Source organism: Microbacterium sp. BH-3-3-3 (assembly GCF_001792815.1).
Taxonomy (GTDB): domain Bacteria; phylum Actinomycetota; class Actinomycetes; order Actinomycetales; family Microbacteriaceae; genus Microbacterium.
Genome location: NZ_CP017674.1, coordinates 974,618 through 990,002 on the forward strand (window position 1 = coordinate 974,618; position 15,385 = coordinate 990,002).

The following is a 15,385-nucleotide window of genomic DNA, read 5'->3' on the forward strand; positions in this document are numbered from 1 at the left end:
TCGACGCGCGCACGCCTCACGGGCACGACGTCGCGGCGACGCGTCAGGGCAGGATCGTCAGCGCCGAGGCGGCGGCATCCGCCGGCCACAGCGGGTACGACGCGAGCGCGCCCGCTCCCGAGTAGGTCACCGCGGCGTGCACCGCGGCGCTCGTCTCGAGACGATAGGCACCCGCCGCCGCGGGGACCGCGACGCTCGTTCCCGCGGCGACCGTCGCCACGATCGGCGCTCCCCCGTCGGTCGGGGCGAGGGTCACCGTGACGTCTTGGGCTTCGGCGGTCAGCACGACCGCGGCGCCCACGCCGGGAGCCACGGCGATGGTGCTCGCCGAGATGAAGCGCGGTGCCGGGGAGTACCAGGCGAAGTCGGCACCCTCGCCGAATCCCGTGGTCGACCACGTCGCGCCCACGACCGGAGCCGAGGCGTCGACCTCGACGGTGTACGCACCGGCGGCCAGACCCGACAGGTCGAGCGAGGTGGGTTTGCCGACGCTCAGCGGAACCTGACTCGGAGCGGGGGCGGCGACCGCGGCGTCCAGCGGCGACAGGGTCACCGTGGCGGTGGCGTCGGCGCCGGGCGACAGCAGACGCAGCACCGTGCCGGCCTGCCCCTGACCGGTGGTGAGCACCTCGACGCCCGGGATCACCAGCCGCGTGTCGGCCTGCGCGATCGGGGCGACCTGGTCGCTCCCGCCGGGCAGCAGCACGCGGGTGAGGGCGGACTGCAGCGACGCGTGCACCGGAGCGCCCGAGGCGACCACGCGCACGACCGGGCTCTCTTCGCCCAGCAGGAGCCCCGCCAGGGGCACCACGCGGCGACCGGCGGGGGGCACGACGAGGTTGCGCCCGCCCGGAGGCGTCGACACGCCCTGCGCACCGTAGACCGACAGCTGCACCGTCGCGGGCACCTCGCCGGGGTTGGCGAGCACGACCAGGTCGTTCGCGCCGGTGGTCGTCGCGCCTCCGACCAGCCACGACTCCGCGAGGGGGGCGCGGCACGCGGATGCCGCGAACCCGGTCAGATCGTCCGACACGGCGGTCGCCGACCCCGCGGCGGCCAGAGGGGTCTGGGTCTCGTCGAGCGGTGCCGCGCGGAGGGCCTCGGCGTCGCCTGACGCGTCGGCCGTGGCGCCGGTGAGCGTGGTGACCGCCGCGGCACTGTCGGCGGGTCCGCTGACGACCTGCTGGGCGGCGGCGGCGCTGAGGTTGCCGGCGGCGTCGGCGCTGCGCCCCAGGGCGAGCAGGGGGCCGTCGCACGCGAGCACGGTGTCGGAGGGAGCGGGCGTCGCCTCCAGGCGCACAGGGGTGGCCGTGTACTCGGGCCAGGGGGCGGCGATGCCGACCACGGTTCCCACCACCGCCGCCGTGGCGACGGCGGCGCCGGCCACGACGCGGGCGCTGGTGGCCGCCACGCGGGCCAAGCGACGGTTGCTCATCGGGATCCTCCCGGCGTCGGGCCGACGATGCGCGGCGTGCGGCGCGCGACGCGGCGCGACGCGGCGGTGGGAACGGCGAGCAGCAGGGCGACCAGCAGCACGCCGATCGATCCGAACGTCACCAGCCGTTGCAGGGCGACCTGGTGGGCGTCCATCTCGGCGCGCGGCTGCAGCGGGGCGTTGACGCGCCACAGGTCGCCCCGGGAGGTCGCCCCGACCGGGTCGAGCAGATCGCGCTGGTCGAGCGAGGTGGCAGCCCCCAGGCGCGCCCCGCGGATGACGTCGTCCTCCCCCGCGGGGGCGGATTCCAGCAGCACGAAGCCGATGCCGCGCGCGGCCAGGCGCGAGACGACGTCGTCGGCCGAGGGCGACACGAGATCCGCCGCGAGGGCGGCGAGCTCGACGTCGCCCGGACCGGGGGTCGTGCGCGTGGACTGCACGGTGCTCTGCCCCGACAGCGTCGCGCTTCCGCCCCAGACGACGTCGACCCGCAGCCCGTCGGCGCGCGGGTCGAGCACGATCGTCCCGACGTCAGTGGACCCGCGCCCCTCGGCGGCGACGAAGGCCGGCAGGGTCGAGACGGGACCGTTGGTGACGACCGAGCGCCCGGAGTCGCCGTTACCCGTCTGCGCCGTCAGTGCGGGCGCGACGGCGACGAGCAGGGCGGCGAGCACCACGAGGGCGCCGATCGGGCGCAGCGCCGAGACGCGCGGCACGATGCCGGCGTCGAGCGCAACGACCGCCGCACCGACCACCCCCACCCACGCCAGGCTCAGGCCGGCGCCGGGCCAGAGCGGCACCGCGACGGCGTGATCGAACGAGACGGCCACGCCTACGGCGGCGAAGGCGGTGGCCAGCCCGGCGGCGGTGACGACGATGAGAGCAGAGCCGGTGACCCACCGCGGGGTGAGCACCGACAGCACGGCGAGGACGGCCAAGGGGGCCACGAGAAGACCCACCCACCAGACGGGACCGCCGGTGAGCGACGCCCACCCGCCGGGGTCGGAGGTGGGGAAGCCGACGGCCAGGAGCGCCCGCCCGAGGGGATCGGACGGGACCTCGGCGCCGGCGTAGGGCACGCCGGGGTCGGCGAGCAGGCCCCAGACATTGCCCGTGCGCACCTGCGTCCACACCAGCGGCACGAACACGACGATCGAGGGCACCAGCAGCCAGACCACGCGCGCCACGCCGCGACCGGCGACGAGGGCCACGACGACCAGGGCCGCCGACCAGAGCACGACCACGGCCGGAGCGAGCGAGGGGGCGCACGCGAGCACGCCCACCAGCAGAACGGATGCCGCACCGGCGGGCGCCCACGAACGGTGGGCGACGCTCGCGGCGTAGAACAGCCACGGCAGCAGCAGGTGCAGCAGCACCCCCGCCGGGCGACCCTCGACGAGCGAGGCGAGGAACGTCGGGGCGAGCGCCCAGGCGAGGGCGGCCGTGATGCGCAGCAGCGACGACTCGGTCACGCGCGTGGCGGCGAACCACGCGCCGAGCACGGCGAGCGGCAGGGCCAGCACCCACAGCACCACGAAGGCCCGCGAGGGGTCGCCGGGCGACAGGGTGCCGATCAGCGCGACGAGGGCCGAGAACGGATCGGCGGGGCCCACGGCATCCAGGCCCAAGGGGCGCGCTCCCCAGGCGGCGTCCTGCCAGAGCTGGGCGATGTTGGCCCGCAGCGGCACGAGGGCGCCCCCACCGAGCACCGGCCAGGCGAGGAGGGGGGCGAACAGCGCCGCCGACACCGCGAGGGCGCCGAGGACCGTCCACGCGCCGCCGCCGACGAAGAAGCGCAGCTCCGAGCGCACGGGGGCGTCGGGGTCGGCCCCGTCGCCCTCCCATCGCAGCCGCATCTCTGCGCGGGAGACCCGCAGGGGGGCGATGCGCGACCACCCCACCGTGCGGACCGCGCGGATGCGGCGGCGGGCGCGGGCGACCGCGGCCACCCGGGCCATGACCAGCAGGGTCGCGCCCCACTCGGGAAGGACCCGGTAGGGCATCTTCGTCACGAGGTGCAGCACGGTGCGCCAGAGCGCCAGCGGCAGGAACGACAACCAGTGCAGGGGCACGGCGGGCGCCGGCGCGTAGGCGAGACGACGGTGCAACTGCGCGGTGCGCGTGGCGAAGGCGCGTCGTCGGGCCCGTCGACGGCCGCGGGCCATCGCCGCGACACCGTCACCGGCGACCGCGACGCGGGCCGCGGGCACGACCGAGACGAGGGTGCCGGCGAGGCGGGCGCGCACGCCCAGGTCGAGCCCCTCGTCGGCGCCGCCCAGGGCGGGATCCAGGCCCCCGAGCGAGGTCCACGCGTCGCGTCGGACGAGCACGCCGCGCACGTCGGTACCGAGTACGTCGGCGTCGCCGTCGTGCTGGCCCTGGTCGAGTTCGCCCGCGGCGAGCTCGACGGTGCTGCCGTAGTGGTTCATGCTGACGCCGAGCGACAGGATCATGTCGCGCTCGTCCCACGCCACGAGCTTGGGGGCGGCGACCACGAGCGAGGGCGACAGCTCGAGGGCACCGGCCAGTCGTACGAGGGCGTCGGGGTCGGGCGCGGTGTCCTGCGCGAGCAGCCACACCGCGTCGCCGGTGAGGCGTGGGGTCGCGAGTGCGGTCGCGGCGGCGAAGGAGGTTCCCGCGGGGGCGGTGATCACGCCCTCGGCGCCCGAGGTGGCGGCGAGCTGGGTCAGTGCCGGATCGGCGCCGCACAGCACGATGGTGAGGGCGTCGACGGGACGCGTCTGCGCGGCGAGCGCGGCGAGCGTCCGCTGCAGATGGTTCGCGGCGGGAGTGCGTCCTTCGGGGCGGACGACGAGGATGGCGTGTACACGAGCGGGCATGACGCGGATCAGCCTAAGCGCGCTCCTGCGCGATGACGCACGCCGCGCCGTCGGCGGCGGGATCGCTCGGTTACGGGTGAAGCGGGCCGGAGATCAGGCGCGGCGCTTGAGTTTGCGGCGCTCGCGCTCGCTGAGACCGCCCCAGATGCCGAAGCGCTCGTCGTTCTGCAGCGCGTATTCGAGGCACTCGGACTTCACGTCGCACGAGGTGCAGATGCGCTTGGCGTCTCGCGTCGAGCCGCCCTTCTCGGGGAAGAACGCCTCGGGGTCGGTCTGCGAGCACAGCGCATCGGTCTGCCACGAGAGGGTGTTCTCTTCGGTGGAGTCGATGTCACGACGGACTCCGGGAACACCGAGATCGACCGGATCGACGAACCAGTTGTCCGGGACACCGGACCGGTACTGCGATGTCGCCATATCGTCCTCCGCCTGGTTCGAACCCCGTGACGCGCGGTGCCGCGCATAAGTAATTACACCCGTGTCATTCCATTTGGTCAAGTCGCGGATCGTAAACCCTCAAGGCCGAGATGAACCTTCACGACGCGCCACGGCGTGTCGGGTCGTCAGGCGCCGGGCATCGCGACGAAGACCTCGCCGCCGCCGTCGGTCGAGACCGGCGACTCGTCGGGCGTGATGAGCGCCGCCTGACCCGCCGTCAGGGTCACCGTGCCGCCGGCGGCACCGGTGAGCACCGTCTCACCCGAGACGCCCAGGGCGATCGCCACCCCGCGCAGCTCCAGCTCCGCCGCGGCGCCGGGCAGGAGGTGTCCGAGGGCGAAGTCCGCGATCCCCGGGGCGAACACCTCGACACCGTCCGCGACGGTCGGGGACAGGAACGGCGGCTCGGCGGGACGGAAGTCGACGAGCGAGAGCAACTCCGCGACGTCGATGTGCTTGGGGGTCAGCCCTCCGCGCAGCACGTTGTCGCTGGCAGCCATGATCTCGACGCCGAGACCCGCGACGTACGCGTGCAGCACGCCGGCGGGCACGAAGATCGCCTCGCCGCGGCGCAGTTCGACGAGGTTCATCAGCAGCGCCACCACGATGCCCGGGTCGGCCGGGTACGCCGAGTGGAGCGAGCCCGCCAACGCCAGCTCCGCGGCGAACTCGCCGGAGTGGGCCGCGGCCGCGGCGTCGACGATCTCGGCGATCTCCGCCGCATCGGCGTCTCCCAGCAGCCAGCCGATCGTCGAGCGCAGGGCCGCGCTCGCGTCGTCGGCGGCCAGGCGCTCGCGCAGCGCCGTGACCGCGGGCGCGTCGCCGAGGGCGGCGACCAGGGCCCGGGTGCGCGCGATGTCGCGCAGGCCCGCCAGAGCGGTGAACGTGTCGCTGAGGGCGACGATGACCTCGGGCTTGTGGTTGTCGTCCTTGTAGTTGCGCGACCCCGCGTCGCGGGGAACACCGGCGGCCTCTTCGCGGGCGAAGCCCTCGACGGCCTGATCCTTCGAGGGGTGCACCTGGATCGACAGGGGCGCGCCGGCGGCGAGCAGCTTGAGCAGGTACGGGAGTTTCGCCGGGACACCGTGCGCCGCGGCCTCGGCCGGGAGCCAGGCGTCGAGCGTGCGGTCGGAGCCGTCGTGCACCTCGGCGGGCGAGCCGGGGTGGTCGCCGAACCACACCTCGGCCTCGGGGGCGCCGGTGGGCTCGCGGCCCTCGAGGTCGGCGATGAGCGTCGGGCTGCCCCAGGCGTAGTCGCGGGGCGTGTTCGAGATCGCAACAAGCACGGGCGTCAGCCTAGTGGCAGCACCCCGCGCCCCCGGATGCCGACCGGTACCCTGAACACACCATGGCGATGTACACGAATCACCCCGTGTCGGCGCTGCCGACGGCACCGCCGCGCGAGACGACCGGGCACCTGCTGCTGCGCGCCTGGTGCGTGCTCGTGCTCGTGCTCGCCCTGGGTGGCGTGGGGCTCGTCAACGCGGTCGGCCCCCTCGTCGCCGCGATCGTCGTCGCCTGCTCCGCCGTGGTCTCGGCGATCGTGTGGATCGTGGTGCGTCCCCCGGTGGCGGTGCGCCGCCTGCCCTGGCTCGCCTTCGGCTACGTCGCCTGGGCGGCGGCCTCGATCTCGTGGAGCGCGTGGCCCGCGGCATCCGTGCTCACGTGGCTGCTGCTGGCCATCACGACCTTCCAGGCGCTGTTCATCGGCGCCGTGCTCACCTGGCGCGACGTCGTGCGGGCGGTCGCGTCGGCCGCCAAATGGATCGTGGGCCTGTCGCTGCTGTTCGAGGTCGTGGTCTCGGTGTTCGTGCGCGGCCCGCTGCTGCCCGGCTTCGTCGTGGCCTCGGAACGGGTCGATCCGATCGTCTACTGGTCGCGCGACAACCTCTTCGACGGCGGTCGCATCCAGGGCGTGTTCGGCAACGCCAACCTGCTGGCCGCGGTCATGCTCGTCGCCCTCATCGTCTTCGCGGTGCGCCTCGCCGCCGGAGCCCCCCGCCGCACGCTGCTCATCGGCTGGATGGCGGTCGCCGCCTTCCTCTTCGTCCGTGCCGGGTCGGCGACGGCCTTCATCGCGGCGGCCTTCGTCGCCCTCGTGCTCGGCACGGTGCTGGTGATGCGCACCGCCCGTCGCCCCGGCGAACGCACGCGGTGGTACCTGCTGTACGCCGCCGTCGGGCTCGGCGCGGGCGCCGCGCTGTGGTTCGGCCGCGACGCCCTGTTCGGGCTTCTCGGCCGCGGCGCAGACCTCACGGGCCGCGAGGGCATCTGGGCCGACGTCGTGGCGCGCGCCGACCAGCACCCGATCGTCGGGTGGGGCTTCTCGACGCCCTGGATCGCCTCGGAACCGCTCATCGACGGCTGGATCGTCGACCACGGACAGACCGTCGTGCAGGCGCACAGCATGTGGTTCGACGCGTATCTGCAGCTGGGGGGCATCGGCGTCCTGTTGCTCGCGCTGGTGTACCTCGCGTACGTCTGGCGCTCGTGGTTCTTCGCCGTCGATCGACCGCGGTGGGACCTGCGCGCCGATCGCCCGCACTCGCCCCTCACACTGCTCCCGACCCTGATCGGAGCACTGCTGGTCGTGCTCGGCCTGACCGAATCCGGGCCGCTGCTGCTGTGGGGATGGATGTTCGTCGTGCTCTTCGGCGCGAAGATCAAGCAGACGCCGCTCGTGGGGGTCGGCCCCAGCGAGCAGAGCCTGTCGATCGAACGCGGCGAGCTGCAGAGACCCGCGCCGTGACCTCGGCGCCGGCCGCGCCGCTCCCCCTGCTCGCCTCCCCGGCCCTCGCCCGCGCCTTCACCCTCGCGGTGTTCGCCGCCGCCTTCGGCGGCTTCGCGATCGCGGCGGTCGCCGGGTCGGTGACGCTCGCGACGGTGTTCGCGGGGCTCTGCGCCCTCGGCGGCGCGATCCTCTGGGCCCGGCGCGACGAGATCGACCTCGTGCGCCTGGCTCCCACGACGCTCGTGCTGCTCGTCGCCTGGGCGGGGGCGAGCGTGTTCTGGAGCACGGCCCCCGCCGAGGCGCTCGGCGGATGGCTCTCCTTCGCCGCGCTGGCGTTCCTCGCGGTGGTCATCGGACTCGTGCGCGACGCGGTGCAGACGGTGCGGGCGCTCGGCGACGTGCTGCGATGGCTGCTGGGCCTGTCGCTCGCGCTCGAGGTGCTCAGCGGCATCCTGCTGGATCTTCCGATCCCCTTCCTGCAGATCCAGGGGGCGATCGCCGACCTGGGCCCCGTGCAGGGCGTGTTCGGAACGCGCAACGCCCTCGGTTTCGTCACGGTCGTGGCCCTGATCACCTTCCTCGTGGAGTGGCGCACCCGCTCGGTCGACACCGGGGTCGCGATCGGCTCGGTGATGCTCGGCGGCGTGCTCGCGGCGCTCAGCGGCTCGCCCACCGTCATCGTCGTCGCCGCCGTGACGGGGCTGGCCGCGAGCGCCCTGTGGGCCGTGCGGCGCGTTCCTGCCGCTCGCCGCCGCACGGCGCAGACGCTGCTGGGCGCGGGCGTCGTCATCGCGACGGGGGCGGTCTTCGCGCTGCGCGCTCCCCTCGTCGCCGCGCTCGGCGCGAGCGCCGACTTGTCGCTCCGCACCGATCTGTGGGTGCGCGTGCTCGACGTGGCCGAGCTGCGTCCAGTGCAGGGGTTCGGCTGGTTCGGGGCGTGGGTACCCGGCATCGTGCCGTTCGACCTGATCACCCTGGCGCTCGGCGCGTGGCATGCCTCCGCGCTCAGCGCCTTCCTCGACGTGCTGCTGCAGCTCGGGTGGGTGGGGCTGCTGCTCTTCGGCGCGCTCGGCGGCCTCGGCCTGGCCCGCGGGTGGCTCGTCGCGGGCTCCCGCCGCGCGATCGTGCACGCGTGGGCCCCGTTGACGCTGGTCGCCCTGCTCACCGTCTCGGCGTTCGAGAGCTTCACGCTGACGGGGGCCGGGTGGCTGCTGCTCGCGCTGTGCGCGGTGCGGGCGGGGCAGTCCCGCTCGTGGCGCGAGCAGCTCGACCAGCGCATGGCCGCCGCCGCACCGCCGGGCGCTGCGGCCGGCGAGAACCCCGCGGCGGGCCCGCGCACCCCCCGCGCCGACGACGCCGGCGACGGGACCGACGGCGATGCCGACGCTCAGGACGGCCCGCGACGCGCCGGGTAGACTTCCCGCTGGCTGGCTGGCCGCCCGCGGCCGCGGCCCCTGAACGAAAGACCTCTTCGTGACGTACACCCTGCAGAACGCCGTGCTTCCGCTCGATCGCGACCCCGACCTTCTCGCGCTGTACGTCGACCCCGAGACCTGGTCGACGATCGACGAAGAACCCGTGCGCGTCACGAACGTCGCCCAGCTCAGCAACATCCTCGACCGCCACCGCGCCCGCATCGTCGCGGGGCGCCGCGTGTCGTTCGGCACGTACTTCAACGCCTTCCCCGCCTCGTACTGGCAGCACTGGACGGCCGTCCGCCAGGTGCGCCTGACCGTTCACACCTCGGGCAACGCCACGATCCTGGTGTACCGCTCGAACGGCAGCGGCACGAAGCAGCGCATCGAGACCCGCGAGGTGAAGGGCGACGAGGTCGCGACCTCGTTCGACCTCGTGCTCGACCAGTACAGCGACGGCGGGTGGATCTGGTTCGACGTCGCCGCCGATCGCGCGGACGCGATGTTCGAGGGCGCCGAGTGGACCACCGAGCAGGAGCCGGCGCGCGGCGGCAAGGCCAGCATCGGCGTCACGACCTACAACAAGCCCGACTACTGCGTCGAGACGCTCCAGGCCCTCGCCGACGCCCCCGACGTGCTCGACGTCGTCGACCGCGTGTTCATCATCGACCAGGGCACCGACCTCGTCGAGGATCAGGACGCCTACCCCGCGGTGGCGGAACGCCTGGGCGAGACCCTGCAGGTGCTGCGTCAGCCCAACCTCGGCGGGTCGGGCGGTTTCGCCCGGGCCATGGTCGAGACCCTCGCCCGCTCGGGCAGCGACTTCGTGCAGCTGCTCGACGACGACGTGCGCATCGAACCGGAATCCATCCGGCGTTCGGTGGTGTTCGGCCGCTACGCCTCGGTTCCCACGATCGTCGGCGCCCACATGTTCGATCTGCTCGACCGTCCGAAGCTGCACGCGTGGGCCGAGGTCGTCGACGACGCCCCCTTCATGTGGCGGGCGCTCTACCAGGAGCGCCTCCCCCACGACTTCAGCGTCGCCAACCTGCGCCAGAGCCCCATGCTGCACATGCGCCTCGACGCCGACTACAACGGCTGGTGGATGTGCCTCATCCCCACGAGCATCCTGCGCGACATCGGCCTGTCGCTGCCGGCGTTCATCAAGTGGGACGACGCCGAGTTCTGCGTGCGGGCTCGGGATGCCGGGTACCCGACCGTGTCGATGCCGGGTGTGGCGTTGTGGCACGTGTCGTGGATCGGCAAAGACGATTCCATCGACTGGCAGGCGTACTTCCATGCCCGCAACCGCATCGTCGCGGCCCTGCTGCACTCCCGCTCACCGCTGGGCGGAACCCTCATCCGCCACAGTCGACGTGTCGATCTGAAGCACCTCCTGATGATGCAGTACTACCCGGTGGAACTCCGGCACCGGGCACTGCGCGACATCCTGTCGGGCCCCGAGCACATGCGCGCGGGCCTGGCCACCGCCATGCCCGACGCGCGCGCCGTCGCCCGGAAGCACCCCGAGACCGTCGTTCACAAGGACTCGGGCGTTCCGCTGCGGGCCCGTCGCGGCCGGCAGGTGTTCAAGCGTCTGAAGAAGCACGAGTTCGACAGCCCGCGCGGCCTCGCCCTGCGCACCTTCACCGTGCGCACCCTGCTCTCGCACTGGTTCCACACCCCCGATCCGGCCAACGTCGACCAGCCCGAGGTCGAGTTCGGCAAGAACGACGCGCACTGGTGGCGCATCCCGACGTACGACAGCGCGCTCGTGAGCGCCGCCGACGGCTCGGGCAAGAACATCTACACCCGCGATCGCGCCCAGTTCCGCCGCATGCTCGTCGACAGCGTGCGCCTGCACCGACGCCTGCAGCGCGAGTGGCCCCGCCTGTCCGCCCAGTACCGCCGGGCTCTTCCCGACCTCGTCTCCGAGGCCCAGTGGCGCGCGACCTTCGAGGAGCGCTCGTGAACGCGTTCGACCCGGCCACGGCGACGATCGTCGTCGTCACCTACAACCGCACGCACCTGCTGACGCGCCTGCTCGAGAGCATCACGCAGATGGAGCCGGCGCCCGGCCACCTCGTCGTCATCGACAACGCCTCCACCGATGACACGACCGCCGTCGTCGAATCGTTCCGGGACCGCCTCCCCACCGAGCTGGTGTACCGGCGACTCGACACGAACACCGGTGGCTCCGGCGGCTTCAGCGAGGGCATGCGCGTCGCGTACGAGCTCGGATCCGAGTGGATCTGGCTCATGGACGACGACGTCGAGGTCGTCTCCGACGGTCTCGCCCGCATGGGCCGATGGGCACCGCGATTCCGCAGCATCCAGGGGCGGCGCTACGACTACGACGGCAGCGAGTTCTACTGGCAGTACCGCGTCGCCGAGTCGATGGCGATCCCCATCCCCTTCGCCCCCGCCGGCTTCGACGAGTCCGGCTTCAAGCCGATGAACTCGGGCTGCTTCGAGGGGATGTTCATCCACCGCGACATCGTGGCGAAGATCGGCCTGCCCGATCCCCGCTTCTTCATCTACTGGGACGACCAGCTCTACGGGTGGCTCGCCTCCCGCCAGACGCCCTCGGTGATCGTGAACGAGTTCGTGCTGCGCCGCACCCGCGAGATCAAGCAGTGGGACATGGGCATCCGCCACATGAACGCCTCCAGCGACGCGTACCGGTACTACATCATGCGCAACCGCGCGTATCTGCAGAAGTACTACCGCCAGCTCGGCGTCTACCGGGCCCTGCCGTTCAGCGCGGGGACCACCCTGACCTTCGTGAAGGAACTGATCCGCCTCGTGGTGGTGGAGCGCAAGCTCCGCGGCACGAGCCACCTGTTCCGCGGCCTCCGCGACGGGCGCCGCATCACCCGCGACGCGTCGTGGAAGCCGATGCCTCCCCTGGAGCCCGCTCAGCCCGTCGCGTAGTCGGCGTTGTACCGGTCGAGCACCTCGGCGATCGGGGCGTCGAGCTTCAGCTCGCCGCCGTCGAGGTAGAGCCCCCGCGTGCAGAACCGGCGCAGGTCCTTCTCGTTGTGGCTGACGAAGAACAGGGTGCGCCCCTCGGCGAGCAACTCGTCGATGCGGCGATAGCACTTCTCGCGGAACGACCGGTCGCCGACGGCGAGCACCTCGTCGACCAGCAGGATCGGCTCGTCGAGCTGCGAGACCACCGAGAACGCCAGGCGCACCTTCATCCCGTTCGACAGGTGCTTGTACGGGGTGTCGACGAAGTCGCCGATCTCGGCGAAGGCGATCATGTCGTCGAAGCGTCGGGAGACCTCGGCCCGTGGCATCCCGTGCAACCCGGCGGTCAACCGCACGTTCTCGCGCACGGTGAGGTCGCCGACGAAGCCCCCGGTGATCTCGATGAGCGGTGCGACCCCGCCGTCGACGGACACTCCCCCCTCGTCGGGGAGAAGGACGCCCGCGACGAGTTTGAGCAGCGTCGACTTGCCCTGGCCGTTGCGGCCGACCACGCCGATCGACTCCCCCGGCTGCACCCGGAACGACACGTCGCGCAGCGCCCAGAACTCGTCGGGCCGCGAACGGCGCGCGGTGCCGCCGAAGATGTCCTTGAGGCTGCGGCCACCCCGGCGGTTGCGGCGGAAGCGCACCCCCAACCCGTGGACGTCGATCGCGGGACCGGCCATCACAGCTCCTTCAACACCGGACGCTCGAGCCGCGGGAACACCACCAGGCCCAGACCCAGGATGCCGAGGCTCACCGCCGCACCCACCACGACCGTGAGGGTGTCCCACTGGTCGGGGAAGAACCCGACGCGGTAGAGCGTGAAGATCCCCGCGAGCGGGTTGAACGCCGCGATGTCCGCGAAGACGCCGGGGAGGTTGCCGACGCCGTAGATGATGGGCGACGCGTAGAACAGGGCGCGCAGCACCAGACGAGTGGTGCGTTCGAGGTCGCCGAACATCACGCACAGCGGGGCGACGATCAGACCGAGCCCCACCAGGAGCGTCGTCTGCAGCAGCACGGCGAGCGGGAAGGCCAGCAGCGCCCACGACACCTGCGCCCCGCCGAAGACCGCGAACAGCACGAGCACCGGGAGCGAGAAGAGGAACTCCACGCCCTTGCTCACCACGATGCGGTTCACCCAGATCCACCGCGGGATCGATGTCGAGCGCACCAGGCGGGAGTCCTTCTTGAACGCCTTCGTGAAATCCGTCACGGCGGAGTTGAACCACACCCACGGCAACAGGGCCGTGATGAGGAAGACGATGTAGGGTTCCTCCCCCACCGAGCGGTGGAAGACCTGGGTGAAGACGAACCAGTAGATGCCACTCATCACGAGGGGATCCAGCACCGACCACAGGTATCCCAACGCGCTGATCGAGTAGCGCACGCGCAGATCGCGCGCCGACAGCAGCCACAGCGAGTGGAGGGAGCGCCGCGCCGATCCGGGGGCGCCGACGGCGGCGGGGGTCACGGGGAAATCCTACGCGGGGCGTTCATCCGAGCCTGGCCGGGAGCTGCTCGGCCAGCGACGGGCCGAGCGATCGGGCGTACATGCGGGTCAGGTGGTTGTCGTCGCGGTACACCGCGACGTTGCCGATGACGCCGACGCAGAGGTCGTCGGGGCAGATCCACGGGGTGAGATCGACCAGGCTCAGCCCCGGTCGATCGAGGTCGTCGGCCGGGTTGCGGTCGGCGAGGGACGCCGAGCGGGGAACCGCGCACTCGAGCGGGTCGGCGGACTCGTTCACGCAGCCGAACATGTCGAAGGCGAACCGCGGGTTGTCACGGATGCCGAGAACCTCGATCCCGGCATCGCCCATGCGGTCGAGGAACCCCTCGATGCCGGCCCGCACCATCTCGTCGTCGTCGCCGGCGTCGGAGCGCGTGACCACCGTCATCACGGCGTCGGGCGCGATCCGCTCGACGTGCGCGATGGCGGCCTCGCGCCAGTCGTCGCAGGTCGGATCGAGCCCCGGCTCGTCGAGGCCCATCGAACATCCGCCCTTCACCAGCGACACCACTCCCCAGTGCTGCGCGTCGGCGACCGGCAGCAGCGCGGCCGTGATCTGCTGGGCGTGCGAGTCGCCGATGACGGCGACGGTCCGCGACGCGCGGGAGGTGCCCGCGGTCTCGAAGCACGTCCCCTCGAGGATCTGCTCGGTGACGAGCCGGTACGACGAGCACACCTGCTCGAGCTGGGTCCACTCGTCGTCGAGCAGGGTGGGAAGCGGCAGCAGCATCGCGTCGGCGGGCGTCCGGGGCAGGGTCGGGTCACGGAGCACGGCCGCGCCGGGGTTGGCGACCTCCGCGCGCACCGCGATCACGCGCTGCTCGCTCCACGATGCGATCTGCCAGCTCGCCACCGGCACCGCGACCACGGTGGTGGCCACCGCCAGCACGGCGATCGGAACGAGCGCCGAGGGATCGGAACGCCGCCACGCCCGGACCGGGCGGTCGACGGCCCAGGTGAGCGCGCGCGCCAGCAGCAGCGACAGCACGATGATGCCCGCACCACCGACCAGCCCGACATCGACGCGGTCGTTCACGACGAGGAAGGTCACCAGGATCGGCCAGTGCACGAGGTAGAGGGCATACGCGTCGCGTCCCACCGCCCGCAGCGGTCGGGATGCCAGCAGCCGCCCGGGCCCGAGGTCGCGTTCCCCGTCGGTGTCCGAGCCCGAGATCACGATCGCGGCGGCGCAGAGCACCGGCCAGAGCGCGAGGAAGCCCGGGAAACCGCCGCGGACATCGAGCACCATGCCGAGCACGAGCAGGCCCGCCAGCCCCGTCCACCCCACGACGGCGCGCGCCACCCGGCCCAGGCGCACGTGCGGCAGCACGAGCACGAGCAGGGAGCCCGCCGCGAACTCCCAGAGCCGAGCGCCGGTGTCGAAGTAGGCCGCCTCCTGCGCGGCCGCGGTGCGGATGACCGAGTAGACGAACGAGACGAGGAACACCGCGCCGAAGACCACCCCGACGACGCGGTCGGGCGACAGCCCCCGGCGGCGGACGAGCACCTGGCACAGCGCCAACAGTGCGACCCACAGCAGGAACGCCTGCCCCTGCACCGACAGCGACCAGAAGTGCTGCAGCGGGCTCGGGACCTCGGTGCGGGCGTAGTAGTCCACGGCATCCGCCGCGAGCACCCGGTTCTGCACGTAGGCGAGCGAGGCCCACGTCTGCTCCCACACCATGCGCCACGCGGTGGGCGGGTAGAGCGTCCACACCAGCGCGAGCACGCCGACGAGGGTCACCGCGGCGGCCGGCAGGAGCCGGCGGAAGGTTCCCAGCAGGTGGCGGATCGGGCGCACGGGGTGATCCCCGGCCATCCGCCGGACGAAACCGCGGGTGAGAAAGAACGCCGAGAGCATGAGGAAGACGTCGACGCCGCCCGAGACCCGTCCGAACCACACGTGGTACGAGACGACCAGCAGGATGGCCACGGCCCGCAGCCCGTCGATGTCGGGCCGATACGCCCAGCGCCCCTCGTCCGCCCGTCCGGCGCGTGCCGGGCGGGTGCGCGACCCGAGGGTCAGAGGCACGGCGA

The 15,385-nt window shown here is 72.6% G+C and carries 11 protein-coding genes; 4 read left to right on the forward strand and 7 right to left on the reverse strand.

What is annotated here, in order from left to right:
• Positions 1-43: 43 nt before the first annotated feature.
• The 4 genes from BJP65_RS04585 to manA all read right to left on the reverse strand — a co-directional run bounded on the left by BJP65_RS04585 (position 44) and on the right by manA (position 5,999).
• Positions 44-1,435 (reverse strand): DUF5719 family protein, encoded by a 1,392-nt coding sequence (locus BJP65_RS04585; protein WP_070408366.1) that lies wholly within the window; start codon positions 1,433-1,435, stop codon positions 44-46.
• Positions 1,432-4,275 carry a glycosyltransferase gene (locus BJP65_RS04590; protein ID WP_070408367.1) on the reverse strand — a complete coding sequence of 948 codons (2,844 nt, stop codon included), beginning with the start codon at positions 4,273-4,275 and terminating at the stop codon, positions 1,432-1,434. Before BJP65_RS04590 ends, BJP65_RS04585 begins: the two co-directional genes overlap by 4 nt.
• Before the next feature lie 93 nt (positions 4,276-4,368).
• A complete protein-coding gene (locus tag BJP65_RS04595) occupies positions 4,369-4,692 on the reverse strand; it encodes a WhiB family transcriptional regulator (protein ID WP_083285701.1) in 324 nt (107 codons plus the stop codon).
• A gap of 146 nt (positions 4,693-4,838) precedes the next feature.
• The gene (gene manA, locus BJP65_RS04600; protein WP_070408368.1) at positions 4,839-5,999 is read right to left on the reverse strand and encodes a mannose-6-phosphate isomerase, class I; all 1,161 of its coding nucleotides are present in this window, start codon (positions 5,997-5,999) and stop codon (positions 4,839-4,841) included.
• A 62-nt stretch (positions 6,000-6,061) separates the two neighbouring features.
• On the opposite strand from manA, the gene BJP65_RS04605 reads away from it, so the two are divergent.
• Genes BJP65_RS04605 through BJP65_RS04620 form a run of 4 tightly spaced genes read left to right on the forward strand, consistent with a single transcriptional unit; the run spans position 6,062 to position 11,793 of the window.
• A complete protein-coding gene (locus BJP65_RS04605; protein WP_070408369.1) occupies positions 6,062-7,462 on the forward strand; it encodes an O-antigen ligase in 1,401 nt (466 codons plus the stop codon).
• Complete coding sequence (locus tag BJP65_RS04610; protein WP_070408370.1) at positions 7,459-8,859, forward strand: lipid A core--O-antigen ligase; 1,401 nt, start codon at positions 7,459-7,461, stop codon at positions 8,857-8,859. The genes BJP65_RS04605 and BJP65_RS04610 overlap by 4 nt, the downstream gene beginning before the upstream one ends.
• A 58-nt stretch (positions 8,860-8,917) precedes the next feature.
• Positions 8,918-10,831 (forward strand): glycosyltransferase, encoded by a 1,914-nt coding sequence (locus BJP65_RS04615; protein ID WP_070408371.1) that lies wholly within the window; start codon positions 8,918-8,920, stop codon positions 10,829-10,831.
• The gene (locus BJP65_RS04620) at positions 10,828-11,793 is read left to right on the forward strand and encodes a glycosyltransferase family 2 protein (protein WP_055936635.1); all 966 of its coding nucleotides are present in this window, start codon (positions 10,828-10,830) and stop codon (positions 11,791-11,793) included. Before BJP65_RS04615 ends, BJP65_RS04620 begins: the two co-directional genes overlap by 4 nt.
• Here BJP65_RS04620 and BJP65_RS04625 read toward each other — a convergent pair.
• The 3 genes from BJP65_RS04625 to BJP65_RS04635 are packed head-to-tail and all read right to left on the reverse strand — an operon-like array spanning position 11,778 to position 15,380.
• Positions 11,778-12,518 carry an ABC transporter ATP-binding protein gene (locus tag BJP65_RS04625; protein ID WP_055834515.1) on the reverse strand — a complete coding sequence of 247 codons (741 nt, stop codon included), beginning with the start codon at positions 12,516-12,518 and terminating at the stop codon, positions 11,778-11,780. The genes BJP65_RS04620 and BJP65_RS04625 overlap by 16 nt on opposite strands.
• Positions 12,518-13,309, reverse strand: a complete 792-nt coding sequence (locus tag BJP65_RS04630) for an ABC transporter permease (RefSeq protein ID WP_070408372.1) — start codon at positions 13,307-13,309, stop codon at positions 12,518-12,520. Before BJP65_RS04630 ends, BJP65_RS04625 begins: the two co-directional genes overlap by 1 nt.
• Positions 13,310-13,331: 22 nt before the next feature.
• A complete protein-coding gene (locus BJP65_RS04635; RefSeq protein ID WP_083285702.1) occupies positions 13,332-15,380 on the reverse strand; it encodes an acyltransferase family protein in 2,049 nt (682 codons plus the stop codon).
• Positions 15,381-15,385: the final 5 nt, after the last annotated feature.